Raw genomic sequence first — 25,850 nt, forward strand, 5'->3', positions numbered from 1 at the left:
GAAGGGGTAACGTAAATGAAAAGAATGACTGCCTGCTTTCTTGTGCTTCTGATGCTGTTGACATTAGTCATTGCCGGGTGTTCAGCTGATAGTTCATCAGGGAAACCGGCGGAAACCGAGCTGACCTTTTGGACATTTAACGGCCTTCATGAGCAGTTTTATGCGGAAATGGTGAAAGAATGGAACAAAACATATCCTGACCGCAAAATGAAGCTGAATACGGTTGTTTATCCGTATGGGCAAATGCACGATAACTTGTCAATCTCTTTAATCGCGGGAGAGGGCGTCCCTGATATGGCCGATGTCGAATTGGCCCGTTTTTCAAACTTTTTGAAGGGCTCCGACATACCGCTTGCCGACCTGACTCCGCTGATTGAAAAGGACCGCGATAAATTCGTTGAAGCGCGGCTCACCCTGTACAGCAAAAACGGCAAGATTTACGGACTCGATACACATGTAGGGACGACAGTCATGTTTTATAACATGGAGGTGATGAAAAAGGCCGAAGTCAATCCCGATGAGATTAAAACATGGGATGATTACCGTAAAGCCGGGCAGAAAGTGCGCAAAGTGACCGGTAAGCCGATGGGAACGGCGGAGACAAATGATTCGGGAACGTTCCTATCCATGATTTCACAGCAAAACTCAGGTTATTTTGATAAAAACGGCAAGCTAATCCTCAATAACGACACCAACATAAAAACACTCCAATATTTAAAAGACATGATCAATGACAAAACGATGATTCCAGCACCGGGCGGCGGGCATCACAGTGAAGAATACTATGGCTTTATGAACCAAGGCGGAGCCGCATCAGTTCTGATGCCGATTTGGTATATGGGAAGATTCATAGATTATATGCCTGATCTCAAAGGGAAGATTGCCATCAGGCCGCTTCCGGCATGGCAAAAGGGAGGCGACCGTTCGGCAGGTTTGGGCGGTACGGCAACTGTTGTGCCGAAGCAATCTAAGCATGTCGAATTAGCAAAAGAGTTTTTGGCCTTTGCGAAGGGCTCTACAGAAGGAAACAAAAAGCTCTGGAGCGTGCTCGGATTTGACCCGCTTCGCTGGGATGTCTGGAGCTCTAAGGAATTGAAAGAGAAAAACAAATACACGGACTACTTCCAAAACGGAACAGGCATTTTCTCAGTGCTGCTCGATATCAAGGATGAAATTAATCCGATTTATTTACATGAGGATTTTGCCAAGGCGTCAGACCTTGTCAACAGAAGCGTATTGTTCGACGCACTTAAATCTCAGCAAAAAACGCCTAAACAAGCCTTGGACAGAGCGGCAGGTGAACTGAAACAGAAATAGAATCCCATTCAAAAAGTGAAAGCGGGGAGGTTCTCATGAAACCTGTGAAAACGGGAACGGTTCATCCCGTTCCTTCAGCTGGGAAACAATCAGGCTGGCGAGATCTATTTTATTCAAAAAAAGCGGCGCCCTATTTGTTTACAGCGCCATTCGTTTTATCCTTTCTCGTATTTTTTCTATACCCTATCATTACCGTCTTCATCATGAGCTTTCAACGAATATTGCCTGGAGAGGTGACGTTTGTCGGAGTGTCCAATTATACTGCGCTAAACAATCCGACGTTCTATACCGCCCTTTGGAATACGCTGGAGTACACCTTTTGGACGCTGATCGTACTGATTCCGGTTCCATTGCTTCTGGCCATATTCTTGAATTCAAAGCTGGTCACATTCAGAAATATATTCAAATCAGCGTTATTTATCCCGGCATTGACTTCCACCATAGTTGCGGGGATTATTTTTCGGCTGATCTTCGGAGAAATGGAAACGTCTCTGGCCAATTCCATCTTACTCAAACTCGGTTTTTCCCCTCAGAATTGGATGAACAATGAACATACAGGCATGTTTTTGATGGTGCTGCTTGCTTCATGGAGATGGATGGGAATCAACATCCTTTACTTTTTGGCCGGTTTGCAAAACGTGCCGAAAGAGCTGTACGAAGCCGCTGATATTGACGGCGCCAATACGATGAAAAAATTTATGCACATCACGCTGCCGTTTCTCAAGCCTGTAACCGTATATGTGCTGACCATCAGCATTATCGGCGGTTTTAGGATGTTTGAGGAAAGCTACGTCCTTTGGCAAAATAATTCCCCGGGTAATATCGGTCTGACACTTGTCGGATATTTGTATCAGCAGGGTCTTGCTTACAATGAAATGGGATACGGAGCAGCCATAGGGATCGTGCTTTTGATTGTGATTCTTGTTGTCAGCCTGATTTCATTAAAGCTGTCAGGCTCATTTAAGGGGGAAGGATAAATGCTGCGGCACAGTCCTCATATTAGCGTTTACAGAATCGCGCTGACCCTGTTTTTTATGATGCTGAGCCTGTTGTATATTTTTCCGATTTTTTGTTTGCTTTTAGGATCATTAAAGCCGTCAGCTGAACTTTTGCGTGCAGGTCTGAATCTTGACATTGATGCTAATGTGATGAGTCTTGATAATTATACGTTCCTGTTTAACGGCGGCAGCATTTATTTCAAATGGTTCTTTAACAGCCTTGTGCTTGGGCTTTTCACTACTGTGCTCACGCTGTTTTTTTCTTCGATGATCGGGTACGGGCTTGCGGTTTATGATTTTAAGGGCAGAAATATCATCTTTGTGCTTGTGCTGATTATTATGATGGTTCCGCTGGAAGTGATGATGCTTCCGTTGTTTAAGCTTACCGTCGGGCTGCACTTGATTGATTCATATATGGGGGTTATATTGCCGTTCATCGTTTCGCCTGTAGCAATATTCTTTTTCAGGCAATACGCGCTTGGGCTGCCAAGAGATCTGCTGGACGCTGCAAGGATGGACGGCTGTACGGAATTCGGCATCTTTTTCAGAATTATGGCGCCGCTGATGAAACCTGCTTTCGGCGCGATGATTATTCTCCAGTCCTTAAACAGCTGGAACAACTTCTTATGGCCGCTGATTGTGCTTCGCTCGAAAGAAATGTTCACGCTTCCAATCGGGCTTTCCAGCTTGCTGAGCCCTTATGGAAACAACTATGACATGCTCATATCCGGCTCGGTATTTGCGATCTTGCCGGTCATTATCATTTTCTTGTTTTTCCAAAAATACTTTATCTCCGGCCTGACGGTAGGGGGAGTCAAAGGCTAATAAAGGAGGAAACGTGTGATGAAAAAAGCGCGAATGGTAGTAGACAAAGAATATACAATCGGTGAAGTGGACAAACGGATTTATGGCTCGTTTATCGAACATATGGGGCGCGCGGTATACGAAGGCATATATGAGCCTGATCATCCTGAAGCGGACGAGGACGGGTTTAGAAAGGATGTCCAGGCGCTGATCAAAGAATTGCAGGTGCCGAGCATCCGCTATCCGGGCGGAAATTTTTTATCCGGCTACAACTGGGAGGACGGTGTCGGGCCTGTCGAAAAACGCCCGAGAAGGCTTGATTTGGCATGGCAAACGACAGAAACCAATGAAGTGGGAACAAATGAATTTTTATCCTGGGCAAAAAAGGTGAACACTGAGGTCAACATGGCCGTCAACCTCGGCACGAGAGGCATAGATGCCGCCCGCAATCTCGTTGAATACTGCAACCATCCGAAAGGCTCTTACTGGAGTGATTTGAGAAGATCGCATGGCTATGAACAGCCGTACGGCATCAAGACATGGTGCTTAGGAAACGAAATGGATGGCCCGTGGCAGATCGGCCACAAAACAGCTGACGAATACGGACGGCTTGCCGCCGAGACGGCAAAGGTCATGAAGTGGGTGGACCCATCAATTGAACTCGTTGCCTGCGGCAGCTCAAACAGCGGCATGCCGACCTTTATTGATTGGGAAGCGAAGGTGCTGGAGCATACGTACGAGCATGTCGACTATATCTCTCTCCACACGTATTACGGAAACCGGGATAACAATCTGCCAAACTACTTGGCCCGTTCCATGGATCTGGATCATTTCATTACATCTGTCGCTGCAACCTGTGACTATGTAAAAGCAAAAACACGCAGCAAGAAAACCATCAATCTCTCTCTGGATGAATGGAACGTCTGGTATCACTCAAATGAGGCTGATAAGAAAGTCGAGCCGTGGATTACTGCGCGTCCGATTTTAGAGGATATTTATAATTTTGAAGATGCTTTGTTAGTCGGCTCTCTGCTCATAACGATGCTGCAGCACGCAGACCGTGTAAAAATTGCGTGTCTTGCGCAGCTTGTAAATGTCATCGCGCCGATTATGACGGAAAAAGGGGGAGAAGCATGGAGACAGCCGATTTTCTATCCGTACATGCATGCGTCTGTTTACGGACGAGGCGAGTCACTGAAACCGCTAATTTCTTCTCCGAAGTACGACTGTTTAGATTTTACCGATGTGCCATATGTTGATGCCGCTGTTGTGTATGCTGAAGAGGAAGAAGCACTCACTATTTTTGCGGTAAACAAAGCTGAGGATCAGATGGAGACGGAGATATCGCTCAGAGGCTTTGAATCCTACCAAATCATAGAGCACATCGTACTCGAGCATCGGGATATCAAAGCGACAAACCAGCATAATAGAAAAAATGTCGTTCCGCATTCCAACGGCACATCGTCTGTCAGCGAAAACGGCTTAACCGCTCATTTCACACCGCTTTCCTGGAATGTGGTCCGTCTGAAAAAACAGTCATAAAAGAAGCAAAGCCAGAGATTCCTTTCTTCGGCATGTTTTTTAATTACCTCAAGCCGGCCCTTTCCAGCCGGCTTTTTTGTATAGGAAAAAATGACCGCTTTTCAAGATGAAATTGTGATATATTTATGAAAACAGCAAAGGGGGATGGGATAAAATGAATGCGGTTACAATTGTGATAGCGTCAATGTGTATTTTGGCTATCGCCTATCGTTTATACGGAACATTTATGATGGTGAAAGTTCTTAAAGTAAATGATGACAAGCCGACGCCTGCTCACGTGCTTGAGGATGGAAAAGACTATGTGCCTACAAATAAATGGGTTTCGTTCGGCCATCATTTTGCAGCCATCGCAGCGGCCGGGCCGCTGGTCGGGCCCATTCTGGCTGCGCAGTTCGGCTATTTGCCGGGGTTGTTATGGCTGTTAATCGGGGCGGTGATAGGGGGGGCCGTCCATGATATTGTTGTGCTGTTTGCATCGATGCGAAAAAACGGCAAGTCGCTGTCGGAAGTGGCGAAGGATGAGCTCGGCCCTGTTGCCGGCTTTTGCACGGGACTTTCCATGCTGTTTATTATCACGATTACGATGGCGGGTCTCTCGATGGTCGTGCTGCATGCGCTTGAACGCAATCCATGGGGAACATTTGCAGTAGGGATTACGATTCCGATTGCGATGGGTGTGGGCTTATTTTATAAGAAAACGGGTAATTTAAAACTCGCGTCAACGATCGGCTTTCTCTTTTTAATGGCAGGCGTCTTTAGCGGCCCATGGGTGCAAACTACCGCACTTGGTGATTTTTTGACGCTGGATACGAAAACGCTTGCAATCGCGCTTCCTGTTTATGCGTTCTTTGCAGCGGCGCTACCCGTTTGGCTGCTTCTCGCACCTCGTGATTATTTAAGCAGCTTTATGAAAATCGGTGTTTTTATCGCTTTGATTGTCGGGGTGTTTGTCGTCAATCCGTCCATCCCGTTTCCTGCGTTTACAGAATTCGTAAAAGGGGGCGGGCCGGTGCTGGAAGGACCTGTCTGGCCGTTCATTTCAATAACCATCGCCTGCGGGGCGATCTCGGGGTTTCATGCCTTTGTCGGTTCAGGCACGACGCCGAAAATGCTGAATAAATGGAGTGATATGAAGCCCGTTGCGTTCGGTGCAATGCTTGTCGAGTGTCTTGTCGGCATCATGGCGCTGATTGCGGCAACCGCCTTGCAGCCTGCTGATTACTTTGCAATTAACAGCACGCCTGAGGTTTTCCGTACACTTGGCATGAATGTCGTACATCTGCCTGAATTGAGCAGGGAAATCGGCTTGGACTTAGAAGGAAGAACAGGTGGAGCCGTCACGCTTGCGGTGGGAATGACTTATATTTTTACCGGAATGCCGTTTTTCAGCCATTTGGCCTCATACTTTTTCCAATTTGTCATTATGTTTGAAGCCGTATTTATTTTAACAGCGATTGACGCCGGCACACGCGTTGCCCGTTATTTGATCCAGGATTTCTTCGGAGAGGTGTATAAACCGCTGAAGAAAACAGACTGGATTCCGGGCTCTGTATTTGCCAGCGCGCTTGCCTGTTTGATGTGGGGCTATTTGCTGTATTCAGGGGATATCGGTTCGATTTGGGCGCTGTTTGGCGTATCCAACCAGCTGATGGCTTCAGTTGGGCTGATTATCGGAGCGACCATCGTGCTGAAAATCGCCGATAAACGCCGATACATTCTGACCTGCCTTATCCCGCTTGCCTATTTATATGTCACTGTCAACTATGCTGGCTATTGGATGGTGCGCCATGTGTATCTCAATCCTGAAGCAGCAGGTTATAGTGTATTGAATGGCGTATTATCTATCATCATGCTGGTATTAGGCTTCATCATTATCGTGGCGGCCGTGAAAAAATGGGCGCAGATGTGGAAAGATCCGAATTTAAGGATGGAAGCATCTATACCGGGATAGAAAGGCTATTGAAAATGCTGAGGGGGCGTGGCAATGAATCTATCAATGAAATATCTGATTCTATACGTATCGGATAGCAAGCGGGCTATTCATTTTTATCGGGATATATTAGGACTGCCGATTCGTGCGGAACACGGCACATATGTCGAATTTGAAACAGGATCGACGATATTGGCGCTTAATACGCGGGAAAGCGCCAGAGACATCACAGCGCTGGACATTCCGGAAACATCTGCTTCAAACACATTTGAAATCGGCTTTGTCACTGAAAATGTAGAAGCTGTCATCAAAAGGATGAGAGAACAAGGCGTCTCGATTATCAGGGAGCCAAAAGTGAAGCCATGGGGGCAGACAGTCGCCTATATCGCAGATCCGGATGGACATTATATCGAAATTTGCAGTCCGATGGAATAATGCACAAAAGCCCAAAACAATGTCTGTTTTGGGCTTTCTCATGTTGTTTTATGCCCGGCTGCTTCCAATAGCAAATCAGCCAGGTGAACGGCTCTGACTTTACCGTTTAGTCCTTCGCGTTCAATCCCGAGCTTCATCTGCAGCAGGCAGCCGGGATTTGCTGTTACTATGAGGATCGCTTCGGTTGCTTTGACGGCAGCCATTTTACTGTCCAGTATTTTCATAGACATCTCTGCTTCCACGATGTTATAAATTCCCGCTGATCCGCAGCAGCTGTCCGCTTTATCCATTTCTCTGAAATCGGCTCCCTTGATGCTTTGAAGGAGCTGGCGGGGCTCAAGCGACGTATGCATCACATTTCTTAGGTGGCATGAATCTTGATAGGTAATGACCTGAGGCGTCTTGAGCGCTAAGTCCATTTGCTGAAAATCGAGTTCAACCAATACGGACGAAAAATCCTTCAGCTTCTGAACAAAAGCGGCGGCCCGCTCCGACCACTCGGGATCATCCTTCAGCAAATGATCATATTCAGTGAGAAAGGCTCCGCATCCTCCCGCGTTTGTAATGACAGCATCCACGTCTAACGCTTCAAAAGCAGCGATATTTTGTTTCGCGAGCTCTTTGCCCGCGTTTTTTTCACCGCTGTGTCCGTGCAGCGCCCCGCAGCAAACCTGTTCAGAAGGGATGACAATATCGCAGCCTGCCAGCTGCAAAAGCTTCAATGTGGCATTGTTGGTCGGTAAAAACATGGTATCCATTAAGCAGCCCGAAAAAAAGGCGACCCGTTTTTTTCTGAGGCCAATGGACGGCAGCAAACGCGGCCGATGCTTCATGTCTTTGCTTTTGGGAACATCGGGAAGAACAGCTTCCATCGTCCGCAAATGCTCAGGCAGGACGCGAAGCATACCGGTTTTACGAACAGCGGATTGCAGTCCTGAGCGCTGATACAAACCGATAAGGCTAACAGCTGAGCGCATGCGGTTTTGATGCGGAAACAGCTCGTGGAAAGCCGCCTTTCGCATGACGCGCGCCCCGATCGAGTGTTTTTTATTTTGGTGGATAATATCTCTCGCTTCCTCAAGGAGCTGTCCGTATTTCACGCCTGACGGGCATACGGGCTCACAGGCGCGGCAGCCGAGGCAAAGTGACAGCGAACGTTCGACGTCTTCATCCGGTTCAATCTGACCGTCTGTTACGGCTTTCATTAAGGCGATGCGCCCGCGCGGAGAGTGAGTTTCCTGAAAACCTGATTCGATATAGGTCGGACAGGAAGGAAGGCAGAAGCCGCAGCGCATACAATTCAACAGCTCGCCTTCATCCATGCGCTCTTTAAACTCATCTTGGATCTGTTTCATTTCTTTTTCTCTTGTCATCTTTCCGTCACCACACGTTTTCTCGCATCTTTCGCAAATACTTTGCCCGGATTTAATATGTTTCGGGGATCAAATGCAGCCTTCAACGCTTTCATCGCATCAATGCCTTCTTTTTTCAGCTTCATTTCCAAGTAAGGCGCTTTCATGGCCCCGACTCCATGCTCTCCAGTTATCGTGCCGCCAAGTTCAATCGCTTTCTCAAAAATCTCGGCAAAAGCATGTTCGACACGCTCCATTTCATCCTTATTTCTAATGTCTGTCGTGCATGTCGGGTGAAGGTTTCCGTCTCCCGCATGGCCGAAGGTGCAGATGGAAATATCGTATTTAGCGGCAATATCGTTAATGGCTTTTACCATATTGGCGATTTCTGAGCGAGGAACAGTGGCATCCTCTAAAATGGTTGTCGGCTTGAGGCGGGCGAGAGCAGAAAGTGCAGAACGCCGGGCTTCAGTCAGGGCAAACGCTTCCGCTTCTGTTTGTGCGGTCTGAACGGAGACGGCGTCGCCTTTTTTACAAATCGCCTCAATCTTTTCCATATCCCGTGCAACGGTTTCAAGCGGTCCGTCCTGCTCAATTAATAGCACCGCCTTTGCGTTTGTCGGAAGGCCGATTTTGGCATAATCCTCAATCACCAAAAGCGTGGGCTGGTCGAGAAATTCGAGCGTGGCGGGTATGATTTTAGCGGCAATGATGTCTGACACCGTTTGAGCAGCGGCATCGATATTTTCATAAAGGGCAAGCAGCGTCTTCTTAGTTTTCGGCTTTGGAACAAGTTTGACGATGGCTTCTGTCACAATACCGAGTGTTCCTTCTGAGCCGACAAAAAGGCGTGTGAGATCGTATCCAGCCACATCTTTTGCGAGCTTTCCCCCGGTGCGGATGACGTCTCCGTTTGCGAGGACAACCTCCAGGCCCATGACATAGTCGCGGGTGACGCCATATTTTAAGCCGCGGAGCCCGCCGGAATTTTCATTGATGTTTCCGCCTATGGTTGATATTTTCATAGAACTCGGATCAGGCGGATAAAATAACCCTTTGCTTTCAACCGCACGGATCATATCCAGCGTAATGACGCCCGGCTGGACTGTCGCGGTCAAATTTTCTTCATCAATCTTAAGAATCCGGTTCATATGCTTAAAGAGAAGCACAAGCCCGCCTTCAGTCGGGCACGTGCCGCCGCACAGGTTTGTCCCTGATCCTCTTGGAACGATCGGAACTTGATGTTCGCTGCAAATCGTTAACACTCGCGATACTTCATCGGTATTCCGCGGTGCAATCACGGCATCAGGCATTGATTGAAACTGCGGTGTCGCATCATATGAATAGACGAGGCGGCCGGCGTTGGAGTCATCAAAGTTTTCCGGTCCGACGATTTGGATCAGCTGTTCTTTTATATCTTTTGTGATCATTACACCCATCCCCCTGTCAAAAAACGCTTTCAATCTATTGTAAAAGAAAAAAAGCAAACTCTTCTATAGAGGAATACACAAAAAATGAAACTGTAAATCTCTCTATTTTGTGTTTTGATCTAAAAAATAGAGTGCGACATACATCGCGGCAATATCCTCTGTACGGCCAAAACGCAAACCTGTCAGCTGTTCAGCTTTAGACAGGCGATAACGCAATGTATTGATGTGAATATGCATGTCTGCTGCGGTTTGTTTCAAAGACAAATCGAGATGAAAAAAAGTCCGTATCGTATTCATAAGCTCGTGATGCTCTAGCGCCTCACGGAATACTCTTTGCGGAAATTCATTTCTGGTTCCTTGGCTGATCTCCTCCAGGCACATATCAAGCTTCAAATCCTCCTCGAATATGGGCGTTTTTCGCTTAAGGCTGACAGCCAGCGCTTTTTCCGCTTGTTCGTATGAGTCTGTCAGGCTGGAGGCTGCGACAGCCCTCCCGGCGCCAGCGGCTGCAAATTGCTTGTTTGCGGTATGAGCAAACGAACAAATGTGAGAGAGCTGCTGCAAAAGCCGATCTCTATGTTCATGCTTTGGCACTTCATGATTAATCAGAATCCGTTCATTTCCCCATCTGATGAACAAATCTGAAGGGTACGCGGATTTCCAAATATGTGTCATTTGCTTGATATCATGAGGCGACCATTCATACCCTTGAATCAGAATCATTCGTCGCCGGGAGGAAAGGTCAATTCCAAGAAGCTGGGCTTTCTCAAGAAAACCGGGAGACCATTCTTTTAATTGCAGCCAATCGATCATAAAGGACTCCAGCATTCTCTCACGCCATTGAGACTGCTCCAAATGCCACGATTCCTTAATGAACAGCTCTGTCATTTTCCGAAGCAGTTCCCCGTAAGGCCGAATCTCAGCGGGCTCACCTGTCAGCCCGAAGACGGCGATCACATCACGGTCAGAAAAAACAGGAAGATTCAGCCCTGCCTTCACTCCTTTTAATCTCTTTTCATCTTCTTTTGTGATAATGACATTGCGTTTTTCATTTGCGCAGATGAGCGCTCCTTCATGAAATTGTCCGACCCGCTCATCATCTGTGCTTGCCATAATAAGACCGTCTGTGTTCACAATAATGACTTCGCGTTGGTACATTTTTTTGACTTCAGCAATGATTTTTTTCGCTAATAACGGCTGTAAAAACATGGCGATCCCCCTCATCATGCTTTTATTATATAAGAAAAAAACCGGGCGCTGTCACCCGGTTTCCTGTCTTACTGGACGGGTTTTAATCCGCCTTCAAGCGTTTTTAGCATTTCGTTTTTCTCACTATCAGACGCGTGCTGCCAAATGACTTCGAATAAAACGCCGAGTCCCGGAAGCATTTTTTCTTCACCGCTTTGAATCGCATCCACAATGGTATGCTCAAGCTGCTCCTGATTATTGCCGGTTACATTGCTTATGACGGCATGACGTAAATTAAGATCCATGTAAAACGCTCCTTTTTTTAAAATGTGATACGTATATTCTAGCCCTCCACCTGGTTTATTATGTGCCGTTCTTGCGATATAATAACAGCATGTTAAAAAAAGGAGAGCCACACAGACAGTGAAACAAATAGAATCTGCAAAAAACCAAAAAGTGAAGGATTGGAAAAAGCTTCACACAAAAAAAGAACGGATAAAAACGAATACATTCCTGATAGAGGGAGAACATCTTGTTGAAGAGGCGCTTAAGAGCCCGGGAACGGTGAAGGAAATCCTTGTAAAGGATGAAACGAAAATTCCGGCAGATCTTGATGTAAGCATCGAGTGCTGCGTGCTGAGTGAAGATGCGTTTTCAGCTGTTACAGAAACTGAAACGCCGCAGCAGATTGCCGCTGTGTGCCATATGCCTGAAGAAAAACTGGCGTCACCACGGCGGGTGCTGCTGATTGACGCTGTTCAAGACCCGGGAAACCTCGGCACAATGATTCGAACGGCAGATGCGGCCGGTTTAGATGCGGTTGTGCTCGGTGACGGCACAGCGGACGCTTATAACGGAAAAACGCTGCGATCCGCGCAAGGTTCTCACTTTCATATTCCCGTGGTGAGAAAAAACCTGCATACCTATGTGGATGAATTAAAGGCGGAGGGCGTAAAAGTGTACGGGACTGCGCTGCAAAACGGAGCACCTTACCGGGATATGTCTCAGGCTGAATCCTTTGCGCTCATTGTCGGAAATGAAGGTGCGGGGGTGGATGCTGGATTGCTGGAAAAAACGGATTTGAACTTGTATGTGCCGCTTTACGGACAGGCTGAATCACTGAACGTTGCGATTGCGGCCGCCATCCTCGTATACCACTTGCGAGGATAGTATTGCGTCAAGCAGTGGATTTCTCTATAATAGAACATAATATTTCAAAAACCGTGACAGAGGACCTCAATTTCTGATCAACTGCTTTCCAGGGAGAAAATGCCGCTGACTGAGAGCATTTTTAATGCAGCCGGAAATTGGCTTCACCTCTTGAGTTGTCACCGGGACCGCGCACCTTGCGCGTAAAGGTGAACCGGAATCTGATTCCGTTATGTCAATGAAGCTGACGACAGCATCAGTCTGTCTGAAATAAGGGTGGTACCGCGGCCACAACTCGTCCCTTGTATAAGGGGCGGGTTTTTTTTGTTTTCAAAAAGACATATGACGGTTTGTTTACATAAAAGGAGGATGCAAAATGGAAGAAAAGCTAAAACAGCTGGAACAAGAAGCTTTAGAACAAGTAGAAGCGGCAAGCTCACTAAAGGTTGTCAATGATATTCGGGTGCAGTATCTCGGTAAAAAAGGGCCGATTACAGAAGTGCTTCGCGGTATGGGCAAACTTTCTGCTGAGGAACGTCCGAAAATGGGCGCGCTCGCGAACGAGGTAAGAGAGCGTATCGCCAATGCGATTGCTGTCAAAAACGAAAAGCTTGAAGAAGAGGAAATGAAGCAGAAGCTTGCGGGACAGACAATCGACGTCACGCTGCCCGGGAACCCTGTCGCAGTCGGCAGCCGCCATCCGCTCACTGTTGTCATTGAAGAAATTGAAGATTTATTTATCGGCATGGGCTACACAGTTGAGGAAGGACCTGAAGTTGAAACGGATTACTACAATTTCGAATCGCTCAACCTGCCGAAAGAACACCCTGCGCGCGATATGCAGGACAGCTTTTACATCACAGAGGAGACTTTGATGAGAACGCAAACCTCTCCTGTGCAGACACGGACGATGGAAAAGCACAAAGGAAAAGGGCCGGTAAAAATCATTTGTCCGGGTAAAGTGTACCGCCGCGATAACGATGATGCGACGCACTCTCACCAATTTATGCAAATTGAAGGGCTTGTCGTAGACAAAAACATCAGCATGAGTGATTTAAAAGGAACGCTTGAACTCGTTGCGAAAAAAATGTTCGGGCAAGACCGTGAAATCAGACTCCGCCCAAGCTTCTTCCCGTTTACTGAGCCTTCAGTAGAAGTGGACGTGACATGCTTTAAATGCGGAGGAAACGGCTGCTCAGTATGTAAAGGAACAGGCTGGATCGAAATTCTCGGCGCCGGCATGGTTCACCCGAACGTACTTACAATGGCTGGCTTTGATCCGAAGGAATATCAAGGTTTCGCATTCGGAATGGGTGTTGAGCGCATCGCGATGCTGAAATACGGCATTGATGATATCCGCCACTTCTATACAAACGATGTCAGATTTATTTCGCAGTTTAAACAGGCGTAAGAGGAGGATGCTAGGATGTTTGTTTCTTATAAATGGTTAGAGGATTATGTTGATCTAAAAGGCATGGACCCGGCTGTTCTTGCTGAGAAAATTACAAGAGCCGGCATTGAGGTTGAAGGAATTGAATACAAAGGAGAAGGCATGAAAGGCGTTGTTATCGGACATGTGCTGGAACGTGAGCAGCATCCGAATGCTGATAAGCTGAATAAGTGCCTTGTGGATATCGGAGCGGAAGCCCCTGTGCAAATCATTTGCGGCGCGCCGAATGTGGATAAAGGACAAAAAGTCGCGGTGGCAACAGTCGGAGCGGTGCTGCCGGGCAATTTCAAAATCAAAAAAGCAAAGCTTCGCGGTGAAGAATCAAACGGCATGATCTGTTCTTTACAGGAGCTTGGCATTGAAAGCAAGCTTGTGGCAAAAGAGTATGCGGAAGGCATTTTCGTATTCCCGAATGACGCTGAAACAGGAAGCGATGCCTTAGCTGCTTTACAGCTTGACGATGCGATCCTTGAGCTTGGTTTAACGCCAAACCGCGCGGATGCCATGAACATGCTTGGTGTTGCTTACGAGGTTGCGGCGATTTTAGACACAGAGGTAAAACTTCCGCAAACGGATTATCCGGCTGCGTCTGAACAAGCATCTGACTACATCACTGTTAAAATTGAAGATCAGGAAGCAAACCCGCTGTATGCGGCAAAAATCATTAAAAATGTCACGATTGCGCCGTCACCGCTTTGGATGCAGACGAAGCTGATGAATGCAGGCATTCGCCCGCACAACAACGTCGTCGACATCACAAACTTTGTCCTATTGGAATACGGCCAGCCGCTTCACGCGTTTGATTATGACAAATTCGGCTCCAAAGAAGTCGTCGTAAGAAAAGCAGCTGAAAATGAAATGATCGTAACTCTTGATGATCAAGAACGTAAGCTGTCTGCCGATCACCTTGTCATTACAAACGGAACGAAAGCGCAAGCTGTTGCCGGTGTCATGGGAGGAGCAGAGTCAGAAGTTCAGGAAGATACGAAAACGATTTTGCTTGAGGCTGCGTACTTCAACGGACAGACAGTTCGTAAGGCTTCCAAAGACCTTGGCTTGAGAAGTGAATCAAGTGTAAGATTTGAAAAAGGCATTGACCCGGCACGTGTACGTCTTGCGGCAGAACGGGCTGCACAGCTGATCCATCTGTATGCCGGCGGTGAAGTGCTCACTGGAACAGTTGAAGAAGATCACCTGACAATCGAAGCGAATCACATTCACGTTTCTGCTGACAAAGTGAGCAGCGTTCTCGGCATGACAATCAGCAAAGAAGAACTGATCAGCATTTATAAGCGTCTCGGTTTTACGGTCGGTGAAGCGGCAGATCTTCTCGTAGTGACCGTTCCATCACGCCGCGGTGACATTACAATCGAAGAGGACTTAATAGAAGAAGCGGCAAGGCTGTACGGCTATGATAACATTCCGTCTACGCTTCCTGAGACAGGGGGAACAACAGGGGGGTTAACGCCATATCAGGCAAAACGCCGTAAAGTCAGACGCTTCCTAGAAGGTGCGGGCTTGTCACAAGCCATCACTTACTCACTGACAAATGAGAAAAAAGCGGCCGCGTTTGCGATTGAAAAATCACTTAATACCGTGCTTGCGCTTCCGATGAGTGAAGAAAGAAGCATTCTGAGACACAGTCTTGTTCCGAATCTGCTTGATTCTGTTTCTTACAACCTCGCGAGACAGACTGACTCAGTCGCACTGTATGAAGTCGGCTCCGTTTTCCTGACGAAGGAAGAGGACACAAAACCTGTTGAAACAGAGCGCGTGGCAGGAGCTGTTACAGGATTATGGCGCAAGCAGCTGTGGCAGGGCGAGAAAAAACCGGTTGATTTCTTTGTCGCCAAAGGAATTGTAGAAGGGCTGTTAGACAAACTAAACGTACTCGACAGCATTGAATTTGTTCAATCTGAACGCAAACAGCTGCACCCGGGCAGAACAGCGAACATTCTATTGAATGGTTCTCTTATCGGCTTCATCGGCCAAGTCCATCCTTCATTGGAAAAAGAACTCGATATAAAAGAGACATACGTGTTTGAACTTGATCTTCATGCGTTGCTCGCAGCGAATACAGCGCCGCTTGTTTACACGGCGATTCCAAAATATCCGTCTGTGACACGTGATATCGCGCTTGTCACAGATAAATGCGTCACAAGCGGCCAGCTTGAGAGAGTCATTAAAGAGGCTGGGGGCAAGCTCTTGAAAGAAGTATCCGTCTTTGACGTATACGAAGGCGAGCATATGGAGGAAGGCAAAAAGTCAGTCGCGTTCTCACTCCAGTATGTCAACCCTGAACAAACACTGACTGAAGAAGAAGTGACAAAGGCGCACAGCAAAGTGCTGAAAGCGTTAGAAGACACATATCAGGCTGTTTTGAGAGGCTGATAAAAAAAGCTTGCAGATTTCTCTGCAAGCTTTTTTCTATGAACGTTTTTTTTCAGCAAGGCGCAGCGCTTTCTGCGTATTGGTAAAATGGAATTTTGTAAAGGTTCTGAGAGAGGATGCCCCTTTTTTGAGGATCAGCTTGGCAGCCGCTTCGTCCACGTGCGGACCGGCTCCTTTCGGAAGTGTCATTCCTGCCTCGCGCGACAGTTTATCCATTTCCATTAAAAACGAATATCTCGCTATGATGGAAGCAGCGGCGACAGACAGGTGAATGCCTTCAGCCTTTGTGCTGAAATAGGTCCGCTCCTTCACAATGTCCCTGCCCTTTAAATGATTGAAGTAAATGCCTGGCTCAGCGAATTGGTCAATCAAAATGGCCTCAGGCTTTACTCCATCCATTTTTTTTAACAAATGGGTGATGGCTTGATTGTGCAGCAAAGCTTTCATTTTCCCTTGGCTCATGCCCTTTTCCTGCATGCTGTTGTACTTTTCGTTCTTTAACACCAGCAGGCTGTACGGAATGGTTTTGATCAGATTTCGGGCGATCTCAATGATTTGCGGATCCTTTAAGTCTTTAGAATCCTTCACACCGAGTTCCTTCATTAAAGGAAGCATCGTTTTGTCAACGTACGCGCATACAACTGTCATCGGTCCAAAGTAATCTCCGGTTCCAACCTCGTCAGAGCCGATAACAGACATTCCGGCGATACCTGCCGGAGGGGCATAGCGGGGATCAGCCGGCTTTTTGGCTGTTTTCTTCTTTTCTTGAGGCACTGCTGTTCCCCAGCGCGCGGATTCTGCCGCTGCGTTTTTTCCTTGAAACAAGACCTTGCCGGATTGATATGCTGTAATGGTACAGCCTGACGGTTTCGCTTGAAAAACAGCTCCCTGCGGAGCAGAGGCGGTAAGCGAACCACTGTAAGCCGTTTTCATTTGGTCGATAGCAGACAACGATACTTTTATCACAGAATGGGACACGTAATAATCTCCTTTTTTTACACTTTTCGCTTTATATACCAGTGTATCATAACAGCTGGAGGCTCGTCTTTCCATTCATTTAATAAACGTGTTATGATAAGAACTAGGATTCTCGCGGAATGGAGGAGAAACGTTGTCTGACGGCAAAAAAACAAAAACAACCGTTGACATTTACGGCCAGCACTTCACGATTATCGGTGAAGAAAGCAAAGCCCATATGAGGTATGTCGCCGGAATTGTTGATGATAAAATGAGAGAAATTAATGAAAAAAACCCATACCTTGATATAAATAAACTTGCAGTGCTGACAGCTGTAAATGTGGTACACGATTATGTCAAATTACAAGAGAAATATGAGAAACTGGAGCGTCAGCTTAAAGAAAAGGATTGAACAACTATGCTGGATATCATCATCATCATCTTGCTCCTGATGGGGACTTTACTGGGGTTAAAACGCGGTTTTATCCTGCAGTTTATCCGCTTGACGAGCTTTATTTTATCAATTGCCTTTGCGGCTTTATTCTATAAAAATGTGGCACCGCATGTAAAGTGGATTCCCGCGCCCGACTTTTCAGCGGGGCAGCCGGCCCTTTCTTTTTTTACGGGGAATTTAGAAGTTGCCTATTATAATGCGATTGCGTTTATCGTTTTATTTATTATCGCTAAAATCTTACTGAGAATCATCGGTTCATTTCTGAGTATTGTAGCCGGCATTCCTGTCATAAAACAAATCAATCAGGTGCTGGGCGCAGTTCTCGGTTTTCTGGAAGTCTATTTATTTACATTTGTGCTGCTGTATGTCGCATCCGTGCTTCCTGTAGATGCGTTGCAGCAAATGATGGGGCAATCGTCACTCGCAAATGTAATCATTAACCATACACCGTATTTGTCAGGGCTTATAGAAGAGCTTTGGACACAGTACGGGGCATAAAAAACTTCTCTTGTGCAGAGAAGTTTTTTTCAAGTATGATGGAAACATATGTGAACGTCTGGGGGTTATGATATGCATAAAAAAGATATTATCCGGCTGCTTGAAACCATTGCAGTCTACATGGAGCTCAAAGGGGACAACCCTTTTAAAGTATCCGCCTTCCGAAAAGCAGCGGCAGCCCTGGAACAGGACGACCGCAGTTTATCAGAAATGGACGATATGATGTCGCTGTCCGGCATTGGAAAAGGAACGTACAGCGTGATTAAAGAGTATATAGATGAAGGAAAGTCAAGCACGCTCGAATCGCTGCAGAAGGAAGTGCCTGAAGGTCTCGTGCCCTTATTGAAGCTGCCTGGGCTCGGCGGCAAAAAAATTGCAAAGCTGTATAAAGAGCTGGGCGTACATGATGCAGAATCTCTGAAGGAAGCCTGTGAGCAGCAAAAAGTACAAGGTCTTGCGGGCTTTGGCAAAAAATCAGAAGAAAAAATATTACAGGCGCTCGGAGAAGCCGGAAAACAGCCTGACCGGTTCCCGATCGGCTACGCCCTCCGGATCGCCCGGGACATTGAAGAGCATCTTTCTCAATTTACGGCTATCATCAAATTTTCTCGTGCCGGAAGCCTTCGCAGAGCTCGGGAAACAGTGAAGGACTTGGATTATATCATTGCCACAGATCATCCGGCTGAAGTAAGAGAACAGCTTCTTGCGCTTCCAAACATCAAAAGCGTAATCGCGAGCGGAGATACGAAGGTATCTGTCATCCTTTCCTTTGAATATGAAACAAGCGTCGATTTCCGTCTTGTGACAGAAGAGCAGTTTCCGACAACGCTTCATCATTTTACAGGATCAAAGGATCACAATATTAAGATGCGCCAAATCGCGAAAGAACGCGGCGAGCGGATCAGTGAATACGGGGTCGAGACAGTTGAAACCGGAGACATCAAAACATTCCCGAGCGAACGTGAATTTTATGCGCACTTCGGCCTGCCGCTGATTCCGCCGGAGCTCCGTGAAAGCGGGCAAGAAGTGGAAACCTACAGCGACAGCATTGATCTGATAGAGCCGGGACAAATCAAAGGCGATCTCCACATGCACTCAACGTGGAGCGATGGCGCGTTTTCGATCAGAGAGATGGCTGAAGCCTGCATGGAAAAAGGCTATCAATACATGGCGATCACCGATCACTCGCAATATTTAAAGATCGCCAACGGGCTGACTGCAGAAAGACTCAAGCAGCAGGCAAAAGAAATTGACGCGCTGAATGCCGAGTTCGAGAATTTCCGGATCTTGAAAGGCGTCGAGATGGACATCCTGCCTGATGGCACACTCGATTATGATGACGACGTGCTCGCTGAAATGGATATCGTGATTGCATCGATTCATTCCAGCTTTAATCAGCCGGAACACGTCATTATGAAACGGCTTGAAACGGCACTGACCAGCAAGCATGTTGATATTATCGCACATCCGACCGGTCGCCTGATCGGCAGACGGGCCGGTTACGAAATCGATATTGATAAGCTGATTGAGCTTGCGAAGAAAACAAATACGGCGCTTGAACTCAACGCCAACCCTGCGCGCCTCGATCTGCGCACAGAACATGTAATGAAAGCAAACGAACAAGGGGTTACATTGGTGATCAATACCGATGCCCATAATATTGAAATGTTAGACGATATGAAAACCGGTGTTACTGCCGCGCGCAAAGGATGGACGGAGATGAAAAACGTCCTGAATGCCCGGTCGCTAGAAGACGTAGAGGCATTCCTCAAGCGCAACGATTAAGTAAGGAGGCTCACACAATCGTGCAGCAAAAAGTATTATCAGCTCTTGAATTTCATAAAGTGAAAGAACAGGTTATTAAGCACGCTGCTTCATCGCTCGGAAAAGAAATGCTTCTCGAGCTTAAGCCTTCTGTTGCTATAGATGAAATTAAAAAACAGCTGGATGAAGTAGACGAAGCTTCTGCTATTATCCGACTGAGAGGCCAGGCGCCATTTGGCGGCCTTACGGATATTAGAGGAGCGTTAAGGCGGGCGGAAATCGGCAGTGTTCTCAGTCCCTCAGAATTCACTGAAATCTCAGGCCTGCTTTATGCAGTCAAACAAATGAAACATTTTATCAGCCAAATGGCAGAAGACGGTGTCGACATTCCGCTGATTCATCAGCGTTCGGAACAGCTTATCACGCTGACCGATTTAGAGCGGGACATTAATGCCTGCATCGATGATCACGGAGAAGTGCTTGATCATGCGTCGGAAACGTTAAGAGGAATCCGCACACAGCTCAGAACACTCGAATCGAGAATCAGAGACCGGTTAGAGTCAATGCTGCGCTCCTCCTCTGCTTCAAAAATGCTGTCTGATACGATCGTTACGATTCGGAATGACCGCTTTGTGATTCCGGTCAAACAAGAGTACAGATCAAGCTACGGAGGAATTGTGCACGACACTTCTTCCTCAGGCGCAACACTGTTTATAGAACCGCAGGCAATTGTAGATATGAACAACTCGCTTCAGCAGGCGAAAGTGAAAGAAAAACAAGAAATTGAACGGATTTTACGCATGCTGACAGAGAAAACGGCAGAGCACACAGAGGAGCTATTTCAAGATTTGCACGTACTGCAGACGCTTGACTTTATTTTTGCAAAAGCTAGATACGCAAAAGCAGTCAAAGCAACAAAACCGATCATGAACGACATCGGCTTTGTCCGTTTGAAAAAAGCCCGCCACCCATTGCTCCCGCCTGATCAGGTGGTTGCCAATGACATCGAGCTTGGCGGCGATTTTTCAACCATAGTCATTACAGGGCCAAACACCGGGGGGAAAACAGTCACCCTTAAAACGTTAGGACTGTTAACTTTGATGGCGCAAGCAGGCCTCCATATTCCTGCAGACGAAGGGTCAGAAGCAGCGGTATTTGAGCATGTGTTCGCTGATATCGGCGATGAACAGTCGATTGAGCAAAGCTTAAGTACGTTTTCATCCCACATGGTGAACATTGTCGGCATTTTAGAACAGGTTAATGAAAACAGCCTTGTGCTTTTCGATGAGCTGGGCGCAGGGACAGACCCGCAGGAGGGGGCGGCCCTCGCCATGAGCATTTTGGATGACGTGCACCGCACCAATGCAAGAGTGCTAGCTACGACGCATTATCCTGAATTAAAGGCATACGGCTATAACAGAGAAGGCGTTATGAATGCCAGCGTCGAATTTGACATCGAAACACTGTCGCCGACCTATAAACTTTTAATTGGTGTACCGGGACGAAGCAACGCCTTCGAAATTTCAAAACGCCTTGGGCTCCCTGACCATATCATCGGGCAGGCGAAGTCAGAAATGACGGCCGAGCATAACGAAGTCGATACGATGATCGCGTCGCTGGAACAAAGCAAAAAACGTGCGGAAGAAGAGCTGTCTGAGACAGAATCAATCAGAAAAGAAGCAGAAAAGCTGCATAAAGAGCTCCAGCAGCAAATCATTGAGCTTAACAGCAAAAAAGACAAAATGCTTGAAGAGGCAGAACAGCAGGCTGCTGAAAAAGTAAAAGCGGCAACGAAAGAGGCCGAGGACATTATTCATGAATTGCGATCCATAAAAGAAGAGCACAAATCCTTCAAGGACCACGAGCTGATCAACGCGAAGAAACGGTTAGAAGGCGCAATGCCGGCTTTTGAAAAGTCCAAGAAACCGGAAAAACCGAAAACGCAAAAACGCGAGCTGAAGCCAGGCGATGAGGTGAAAGTGCTCACCTTCGGGCAGAAAGGAACGCTGCTCGAAAAAACCGGCGGCAATGAATGGAATGTCCAAATCGGCATTTTAAAAATGAAAGTCAAAGAAAAAGATTTGGAGTTTATGAAATCAGCTCCGGAACCAAAAAAAGAAAAAATCATTACGGCGGTCAAGGGAAAGGACTACCATGTATCGCTTGAACTTGATCTTCGCGGCGAACGCTATGAAAATGCCCTCAGCCGTGTTGAAAAATACTTGGATGATGCAGTGTTAGCCGGATATCCAAGAGTGTCAATCATCCACGGAAAAGGAACCGGCGCTTTACGAAAAGGCGTACAGGATCTTCTGAAAAACCACCGCAGCGTCAAAAGCTCCCGTTTCGGTGAAGCGGGCGAGGGAGGATCAGGCGTTACGGTTGTTGAACTAAAATAAAAGGGAGTATGACCATGAGTGATTTTTGGGAAAACGAGCTTGTGGAAATCGCGGCATATTACAGTGTCGCGGTTCTCTGCCTCGTCCTCTTTTTGACTGTGTTTGAGCTGGTGACGGCATATAAAAACTGGGAAGAGATTCAAAAAGGAAATCTTGCGGTGGCAATGGCGACCGGCGGAAAAATTTTAGGAATCGCAAACGTATTTCAGCATTCCATCTCCCAGCACAATTCTCTGCTGCAAATGATCGGCTGGGGCGTTTATGGGTTTGTCATGCTTCTGATCAGCTACTTTATTTTTGAGTTTTTGACTCCGCGGTTTAAAATTGACCAGGAAATCGAGAATGATAACCGGGCTGTCGGCTTTATTTCATTTGTCATTTCTGTCGGGCTTTCATTTGTGGTGGCAGCCGGAATATAAGGGGACGGAGAATAGATGGAAAAGCTTGCAAAAGTACTGCTCGCCGCGGCGGGAATCTTTTTGTTAATTGGTCTTATATATCTGTTCGTATCATGAGAAAAAGAAAGATTTACCTTTCTTTTTCTTTTTTTTGCCGTCTATCTGCTATAATGATAGGGTGAAACTCTAAAATCGAAAGGGGAGGTTGTATGCAGTCTCAAAAACCGTGGCTTGCCGAGTATCCCGACGATATCCCGCATGAGCTTCCGTTGCCGAACAAAACCCTGCACTCCATCCTGACAGACTCCGCCGCACGATTCCCTGACAAAACCGCAATATCTTTTTATGGAAAAAAACTCACCTTTCATGACATTCTGACGGACGCTCTTAAACTCGCAGCTTTTTTGCAATCTAATGGCCTGCAAAAAGGAGACAGAGTGGCTGTTATGCTGCCCAATTGCCCGCAATCGGTCATTTCTTATTATGGCGTCTTGTTTGCCGGCGGCATCGTGGTGCAGACGAATCCGCTTTATACCGAGCGTGAGCTAGAATACCAGCTGAGAGATGCCGAGGCTAGCGTGATCATCACTTTAGATTTGCTTTTCCCGAAAGCAATAAAAATGAAAACGTTATCAATTGTTGATCAGGTTTTGATAACCAGTGTAAAAGACTATTTGCCTTTTCCGAAGAATATTCTCTACCCGCTGACGCAAAAACAAAACGTGCACATTGATTTTGAAAAAAAAGATCATATCCATACGTTCGCCTCCAGCATCAAGCAGGAAAAAATAGAACTGCTGACAATCCCGAAGATCGATTCTGAACATGATATTGCTGTTCTCCAGTATACCGGAGGAACGACAGGGGACCCAAAAGGAGTTATGCTCACGCACCAAAATATTTTAGCGAATACTGAAATGTGCGCCGCTTGGATGTACGATGTGAAGGAAGGCGCTGAAAAGGTGCTGGGGATCGTCCCGTTTTTTCATGTCTACGGACTGACGGCAGTGATGAATTATTCGATTAAACTAGGCTTCGAAATGATTCTTCTTCCTAAGTTTGATCCGCTCGAAACGCTCAAAATCATCGACAAACAAAAACCGACGCTCTTTCCGGGCGCACCAACAATATATATCGGCCTTTTGCATCACCCCGAACTGCAGCATTATGATCTGTCATCCATTAAAAGCTGTCTGAGCGGATCAGCCGCGCTGCCTGTGGAGATAAAGCAGAAATTTGAAAAGGTGACCGGCGGAAAGCTTGTGGAAGGCTACGGATTGTCTGAGGCATCTCCAGTGACACACGCCAATTTTATCTGGGGGAAAAACAAGCCGGGCAGTATCGGCTGTCCTTGGCCGGGTACTGACGCAGCGATTTATTCTGAAGAGACGGGTGAGCTTGCCGCCCCGTATGAGCATGGAGAAATCATTGTAAAAGGTCCGCAAGTCATGAAAGGGTATTGGAACAAACCGGAGGAAACCGCCGCTGTACTGAGAGAAGGCTGGCTGTTCACCGGAGATATGGGCTATATGGACGAAGAGGGATTTTTCTATATTGCCGACAGAAAGAAGGACATCATCATCGCCGGCGGCTATAATATTTACCCGCGTGAAGTAGAAGAGGTGCTTTATGAGCATGAAGCCGTTCAGGAAATTGTCGTTGCAGGTGTGCCCGATCCCTACAGAGGAGAAACAGTAAAAGCATTTATCGTGTTAAAGAAAGATGCAAAAGCCGATGCAGAGGAACTGGACGCTTTTGCGAGATCCCGGCTTGCTCCCTATAAAGTGCCGAAAGCCTATGAGTTCAGAAAAGAGCTGCCGAAAACGGCGGTCGGGAAAATTTTAAGAAGGCGTTTACTTGAAGAAAAAGCTGAAAATCACCCTATCAAATAACAAATGGCATAAGAAAAAGAGAACACTTGTGAATAAACTTGACAAAGCCGAAAATCCTTTTTATTATGAAAATATGAATGAATAGTCATTCATTTCTATAGGAAGGAACGATGAACATTGAAGCAAAAACGGCCAAAGTATATGCAGATTATTGATGCAGCAGTAGAAGTCATTGCGGAAAACGGCTACCACCAGTCACAGGTATCCAAAATCGCCAAACAAGCCGGAGTGGCGGACGGCACCATCTATCTTTATTTCAAGAACAAAGAAGACATCTTAATTTCTCTTTTTAAAGAAAAAATGGGTCAATTTATTGACCGGATGGAAGAGGACATAAAAGAAAAGACAACAGCGAAAGAGAAACTTGCACTCGTGATTTCAAAGCATTTTTCCCTTTTAGCAGATGATCATAACCTTGCGATTGTCACTCAGCTTGAACTCCGCCAGTCAAATTTGGAGCTGCGCCAGAAAATTAATGAAGTATTAAAAGGCTATATGAATATTTTGGATAATATTTTGACAGAAGGCATACAATCAGGCGAATTAAAAGAAGGCCTTGATGTCCGCCTCGCCCGGCAGATGGTTTTCGGCACGATTGATGAAACCGTGACAACTTGGGTGATGAATGACCAAAAGTACGATCTCGCTGCCTTGTCAGACAGCGTTTTAGAATTGTTGGTGTCCGGAATTCACAATAAGTAAAGGGGTTCTGTCCTATGAATGCAATATCTCTGGCAGTTGATCAGTTTGTGGCAGTCTTGACGATTCACAATCCGCCGGCAAATGCGCTTTCCAGCCGGATATTAGAAGAGCTGTCCGCCTGTCTTGATCAATGTGAGACAGATGCAGGCGTACGAAGCATGATCATTCACGGTGAGGGAAGATTTTTCTCAGCCGGCGCTGATATTAAAGAATTTACTTCCCTTAAAGGCAATGAGGATTCCTCACTGCTGGCTGAGCGAGGCCAGCAGCTGATGGAAAGAATAGAAGGCTTCCCAAAACCGATTATCGCGGCGATACATGGTGCTGCTCTTGGCGGCGGATTGGAGCTTGCGATGGCTTGTCATATCAGAATCGCGGCAGAAGACGCCAAGCTGGGGCTCCCGGAGCTTAACCTCGGTATTATACCGGGTTTTGCGGGGACACAGCGTCTGCCAAGATATATCGGTACAGCCAAAGCGCTAGAGCTCATTGGCTCTGGAGAACCGATATCCGGAAAAGAAGCGCTTGATCTCGGACTTGTGTCAATTGGAGCAAAGGATGAAGCAGAAGTGCTTGAAAAAGCAAAAGCACTTGCCGCTAAGTTTGCGGAAAAAAGCCCGCAAACGCTGGCATCTCTGCTTGAGCTTCTTTATTCCAACAAGGTGTATTCCTATGAAGGCAGCTTAAAGCTTGAAGCAAAACGGTTTGGAGAAGCATTTGAGTCGGAGGACGCCAAAGAAGGCATCCAGGCATTTCTCGAAAAAAGAAAGCCTCAGTTCAAAGGCGAATAAAAGGGGATA

At 46.7% G+C, this 25,850-nt stretch carries 24 protein-coding genes; 18 read left to right on the plus strand and 6 right to left on the minus strand.

Annotated features, from left to right (window positions below):
* The first annotated feature begins 15 nt into the window (after positions 1 to 15).
* The 7 genes from araN to V756_RS0111565 all read left to right on the plus strand — a co-directional run bounded on the left by araN (position 16) and on the right by V756_RS0111565 (position 7,026).
* Complete coding sequence (gene araN / locus V756_RS0111540; RefSeq protein WP_024714787.1) at positions 16 to 1,317, plus strand: arabinooligosaccharides ABC transporter substrate-binding protein AraN; 1,302 nt, start codon at positions 16 to 18, stop codon at positions 1,315 to 1,317.
* Positions 1,318 to 1,352: 35 nt separating this feature from the next.
* Positions 1,353 to 2,294, plus strand: a complete 942-nt coding sequence (gene araP, locus V756_RS0111545) for an arabinooligosaccharides ABC transporter permease AraP (RefSeq protein ID WP_024714788.1) — start codon at positions 1,353 to 1,355, stop codon at positions 2,292 to 2,294.
* The gene (gene araQ, locus V756_RS0111550) at positions 2,295 to 3,140 is read left to right on the plus strand and encodes an arabinooligosaccharides ABC transporter permease AraQ (RefSeq protein WP_024714789.1); all 846 of its coding nucleotides are present in this window, start codon (positions 2,295 to 2,297) and stop codon (positions 3,138 to 3,140) included.
* An 18-nt stretch (positions 3,141 to 3,158) separates the two neighbouring features.
* Positions 3,159 to 4,661 carry an alpha-L-arabinofuranosidase AbfA gene (gene abfA / locus V756_RS0111555; RefSeq protein ID WP_024714790.1) on the plus strand — a complete coding sequence of 501 codons (1,503 nt, stop codon included), beginning with the start codon at positions 3,159 to 3,161 and terminating at the stop codon, positions 4,659 to 4,661.
* Positions 4,662 to 4,815: 154 nt separating this feature from the next.
* Positions 4,816 to 6,612, plus strand: coding sequence for a carbon starvation protein CstA (gene cstA / locus V756_RS0111560; protein ID WP_024714791.1), 1,797 nt, complete (start codon positions 4,816 to 4,818; stop codon positions 6,610 to 6,612).
* On the plus strand, positions 6,555 to 6,689 hold the full coding sequence (locus V756_RS1000000123890; RefSeq protein ID WP_032682121.1) for a hypothetical protein: 135 nt from the start codon (positions 6,555 to 6,557) through the stop codon (positions 6,687 to 6,689). Before cstA ends, V756_RS1000000123890 begins: the two co-directional genes overlap by 58 nt.
* The gene (locus tag V756_RS0111565) at positions 6,646 to 7,026 is read left to right on the plus strand and encodes a VOC family protein (protein WP_024714792.1); all 381 of its coding nucleotides are present in this window, start codon (positions 6,646 to 6,648) and stop codon (positions 7,024 to 7,026) included. Before V756_RS1000000123890 ends, V756_RS0111565 begins: the two co-directional genes overlap by 44 nt.
* 38 nt (positions 7,027 to 7,064) lie before the next feature.
* On the opposite strand, the gene V756_RS0111570 is transcribed toward V756_RS0111565, so the two are convergent.
* The 4 genes from V756_RS0111570 to sspI all read right to left on the minus strand — a co-directional run bounded on the left by V756_RS0111570 (position 7,065) and on the right by sspI (position 11,301).
* Positions 7,065 to 8,399, minus strand: a complete 1,335-nt coding sequence (locus tag V756_RS0111570; protein WP_024714793.1) for a (Fe-S)-binding protein — start codon at positions 8,397 to 8,399, stop codon at positions 7,065 to 7,067.
* Positions 8,396 to 9,808, minus strand: a complete 1,413-nt coding sequence (gene glcD, locus V756_RS0111575; RefSeq protein ID WP_024714794.1) for a glycolate oxidase subunit GlcD — start codon at positions 9,806 to 9,808, stop codon at positions 8,396 to 8,398. Before glcD ends, V756_RS0111570 begins: the two co-directional genes overlap by 4 nt.
* Before the next feature lie 102 nt (positions 9,809 to 9,910).
* On the minus strand, positions 9,911 to 11,017 hold the full coding sequence (locus tag V756_RS0111580; RefSeq protein WP_024714795.1) for a CdaR family transcriptional regulator: 1,107 nt from the start codon (positions 11,015 to 11,017) through the stop codon (positions 9,911 to 9,913).
* Between the two features lie 68 nt (positions 11,018 to 11,085).
* Entirely contained in the window at positions 11,086 to 11,301 is a 216-nt protein-coding gene (gene sspI / locus V756_RS0111585; protein ID WP_024714796.1) for a small acid-soluble spore protein SspI, read from the minus strand.
* Positions 11,302 to 11,419: 118 nt separating this feature from the next.
* Between sspI and V756_RS0111590 the strand changes: the two genes are divergently transcribed.
* Complete coding sequence (locus tag V756_RS0111590) at positions 11,420 to 12,166, plus strand: TrmH family RNA methyltransferase (RefSeq protein ID WP_024714797.1); 747 nt, start codon at positions 11,420 to 11,422, stop codon at positions 12,164 to 12,166.
* 66 nt (positions 12,167 to 12,232) lie between these two features.
* Here V756_RS0111590 and V756_RS1000000123460 read toward each other — a convergent pair whose 3' ends face one another.
* Positions 12,233 to 12,439, minus strand: coding sequence for a hypothetical protein (locus tag V756_RS1000000123460; protein ID WP_081719849.1), 207 nt, complete (start codon positions 12,437 to 12,439; stop codon positions 12,233 to 12,235).
* A gap of 82 nt (positions 12,440 to 12,521) precedes the next feature.
* Between V756_RS1000000123460 and pheS the strand changes: the two genes are divergently transcribed.
* Together pheS and pheT are read left to right on the plus strand one after the other, a co-directional pair.
* Positions 12,522 to 13,556: a phenylalanine--tRNA ligase subunit alpha gene (pheS, locus tag V756_RS0111595; RefSeq protein ID WP_024714798.1), complete on the plus strand. Its 1,035-nt coding sequence runs from the start codon at positions 12,522 to 12,524 to the stop codon at positions 13,554 to 13,556.
* Between the two features lie 15 nt (positions 13,557 to 13,571).
* Complete coding sequence (gene pheT, locus V756_RS0111600; protein WP_024714799.1) at positions 13,572 to 15,986, plus strand: phenylalanine--tRNA ligase subunit beta; 2,415 nt, start codon at positions 13,572 to 13,574, stop codon at positions 15,984 to 15,986.
* 36 nt (positions 15,987 to 16,022) lie between these two features.
* Here pheT and rnhC read toward each other — a convergent pair whose 3' ends face one another.
* Positions 16,023 to 16,964 (minus strand): ribonuclease HIII, encoded by a 942-nt coding sequence (gene rnhC, locus V756_RS0111605; protein WP_024714800.1) that lies wholly within the window; start codon positions 16,962 to 16,964, stop codon positions 16,023 to 16,025.
* Positions 16,965 to 17,097: 133 nt separating this feature from the next.
* On the opposite strand from rnhC, the gene zapA reads away from it, so the two are divergent.
* The 8 genes from zapA (at position 17,098) to V756_RS0111655 (ending at position 25,841) form a co-directional block, all read left to right on the plus strand.
* A complete protein-coding gene (gene zapA, locus V756_RS0111610) occupies positions 17,098 to 17,355 on the plus strand; it encodes a cell division protein ZapA (protein ID WP_024714801.1) in 258 nt (85 codons plus the stop codon).
* Between the two features lie 6 nt (positions 17,356 to 17,361).
* The gene (locus V756_RS0111615; RefSeq protein WP_024714802.1) at positions 17,362 to 17,895 is read left to right on the plus strand and encodes a CvpA family protein; all 534 of its coding nucleotides are present in this window, start codon (positions 17,362 to 17,364) and stop codon (positions 17,893 to 17,895) included.
* Positions 17,896 to 17,967: 72 nt separating this feature from the next.
* Positions 17,968 to 19,680, plus strand: coding sequence for a DNA polymerase/3'-5' exonuclease PolX (gene polX / locus V756_RS0111620; RefSeq protein ID WP_024714803.1), 1,713 nt, complete (start codon positions 17,968 to 17,970; stop codon positions 19,678 to 19,680).
* Positions 19,681 to 19,700: 20 nt separating this feature from the next.
* Positions 19,701 to 22,058 (plus strand): endonuclease MutS2, encoded by a 2,358-nt coding sequence (locus tag V756_RS0111625; protein WP_024714804.1) that lies wholly within the window; start codon positions 19,701 to 19,703, stop codon positions 22,056 to 22,058.
* Between the two features lie 14 nt (positions 22,059 to 22,072).
* Entirely contained in the window at positions 22,073 to 22,477 is a 405-nt protein-coding gene (locus tag V756_RS0111630; protein WP_003237674.1) for a DUF350 domain-containing protein, read from the plus strand.
* A 188-nt stretch (positions 22,478 to 22,665) separates the two neighbouring features.
* The gene (lcfA, locus tag V756_RS0111640; protein ID WP_024714805.1) at positions 22,666 to 24,348 is read left to right on the plus strand and encodes a long-chain-fatty-acid--CoA ligase LcfA; all 1,683 of its coding nucleotides are present in this window, start codon (positions 22,666 to 22,668) and stop codon (positions 24,346 to 24,348) included.
* A 117-nt stretch (positions 24,349 to 24,465) separates the two neighbouring features.
* The gene (fadR, locus tag V756_RS0111650) at positions 24,466 to 25,050 is read left to right on the plus strand and encodes a fatty acid metabolism transcriptional regulator FadR (protein WP_024714806.1); all 585 of its coding nucleotides are present in this window, start codon (positions 24,466 to 24,468) and stop codon (positions 25,048 to 25,050) included.
* 14 nt (positions 25,051 to 25,064) lie between these two features.
* The gene (locus V756_RS0111655) at positions 25,065 to 25,841 is read left to right on the plus strand and encodes an enoyl-CoA hydratase (protein ID WP_024714807.1); all 777 of its coding nucleotides are present in this window, start codon (positions 25,065 to 25,067) and stop codon (positions 25,839 to 25,841) included.
* Positions 25,842 to 25,850: the final 9 nt, after the last annotated feature.

Origin of the sequence: Bacillus tequilensis KCTC 13622, assembly GCF_000507145.1 — a bacterium.
Classification (GTDB): Bacteria; Bacillota; Bacilli; order Bacillales; family Bacillaceae; genus Bacillus; species Bacillus tequilensis.

Excerpts from the sequence above, each read along its gene's own strand:
- araN (WP_024714787.1), top strand. The coding sequence starts at position 16 with ATGAAAAGAATGACTGCCTGCTTTCTTGTGCTTCTGATGCTGTTGACA.
- araP (WP_024714788.1), top strand. The coding sequence starts at position 1,353 with ATGAAACCTGTGAAAACGGGAACGGTTCATCCCGTTCCTTCAGCTGGG.
- araQ (WP_024714789.1), top strand. The coding sequence starts at position 2,295 with ATGCTGCGGCACAGTCCTCATATTAGCGTTTACAGAATCGCGCTGACC.
- abfA (WP_024714790.1), top strand. The coding sequence starts at position 3,159 with ATGAAAAAAGCGCGAATGGTAGTAGACAAAGAATATACAATCGGTGAA.
- cstA (WP_024714791.1), top strand. The coding sequence starts at position 4,816 with ATGAATGCGGTTACAATTGTGATAGCGTCAATGTGTATTTTGGCTATC.
- V756_RS1000000123890 (WP_032682121.1), top strand. The coding sequence starts at position 6,555 with ATGGGCGCAGATGTGGAAAGATCCGAATTTAAGGATGGAAGCATCTAT.
- V756_RS0111565 (WP_024714792.1), top strand. The coding sequence starts at position 6,646 with ATGAATCTATCAATGAAATATCTGATTCTATACGTATCGGATAGCAAG.
- V756_RS0111570 (WP_024714793.1), bottom strand. The coding sequence starts at position 8,399 with ATGACAAGAGAAAAAGAAATGAAACAGATCCAAGATGAGTTTAAAGAG.
- glcD (WP_024714794.1), bottom strand. The coding sequence starts at position 9,808 with ATGATCACAAAAGATATAAAAGAACAGCTGATCCAAATCGTCGGACCG.
- V756_RS0111580 (WP_024714795.1), bottom strand. The coding sequence starts at position 11,017 with ATGTTTTTACAGCCGTTATTAGCGAAAAAAATCATTGCTGAAGTCAAA.
- sspI (WP_024714796.1), bottom strand. The coding sequence starts at position 11,301 with ATGGATCTTAATTTACGTCATGCCGTCATAAGCAATGTAACCGGCAAT.
- pheS (WP_024714798.1), top strand. The coding sequence starts at position 12,522 with ATGGAAGAAAAGCTAAAACAGCTGGAACAAGAAGCTTTAGAACAAGTA.
- pheT (WP_024714799.1), top strand. The coding sequence starts at position 13,572 with ATGTTTGTTTCTTATAAATGGTTAGAGGATTATGTTGATCTAAAAGGC.
- V756_RS0111615 (WP_024714802.1), top strand. The coding sequence starts at position 17,362 with ATGCTGGATATCATCATCATCATCTTGCTCCTGATGGGGACTTTACTG.
- polX (WP_024714803.1), top strand. The coding sequence starts at position 17,968 with ATGCATAAAAAAGATATTATCCGGCTGCTTGAAACCATTGCAGTCTAC.
- V756_RS0111630 (WP_003237674.1), top strand. The coding sequence starts at position 22,073 with ATGAGTGATTTTTGGGAAAACGAGCTTGTGGAAATCGCGGCATATTAC.
- lcfA (WP_024714805.1), top strand. The coding sequence starts at position 22,666 with ATGCAGTCTCAAAAACCGTGGCTTGCCGAGTATCCCGACGATATCCCG.
- V756_RS0111655 (WP_024714807.1), top strand. The coding sequence starts at position 25,065 with ATGAATGCAATATCTCTGGCAGTTGATCAGTTTGTGGCAGTCTTGACG.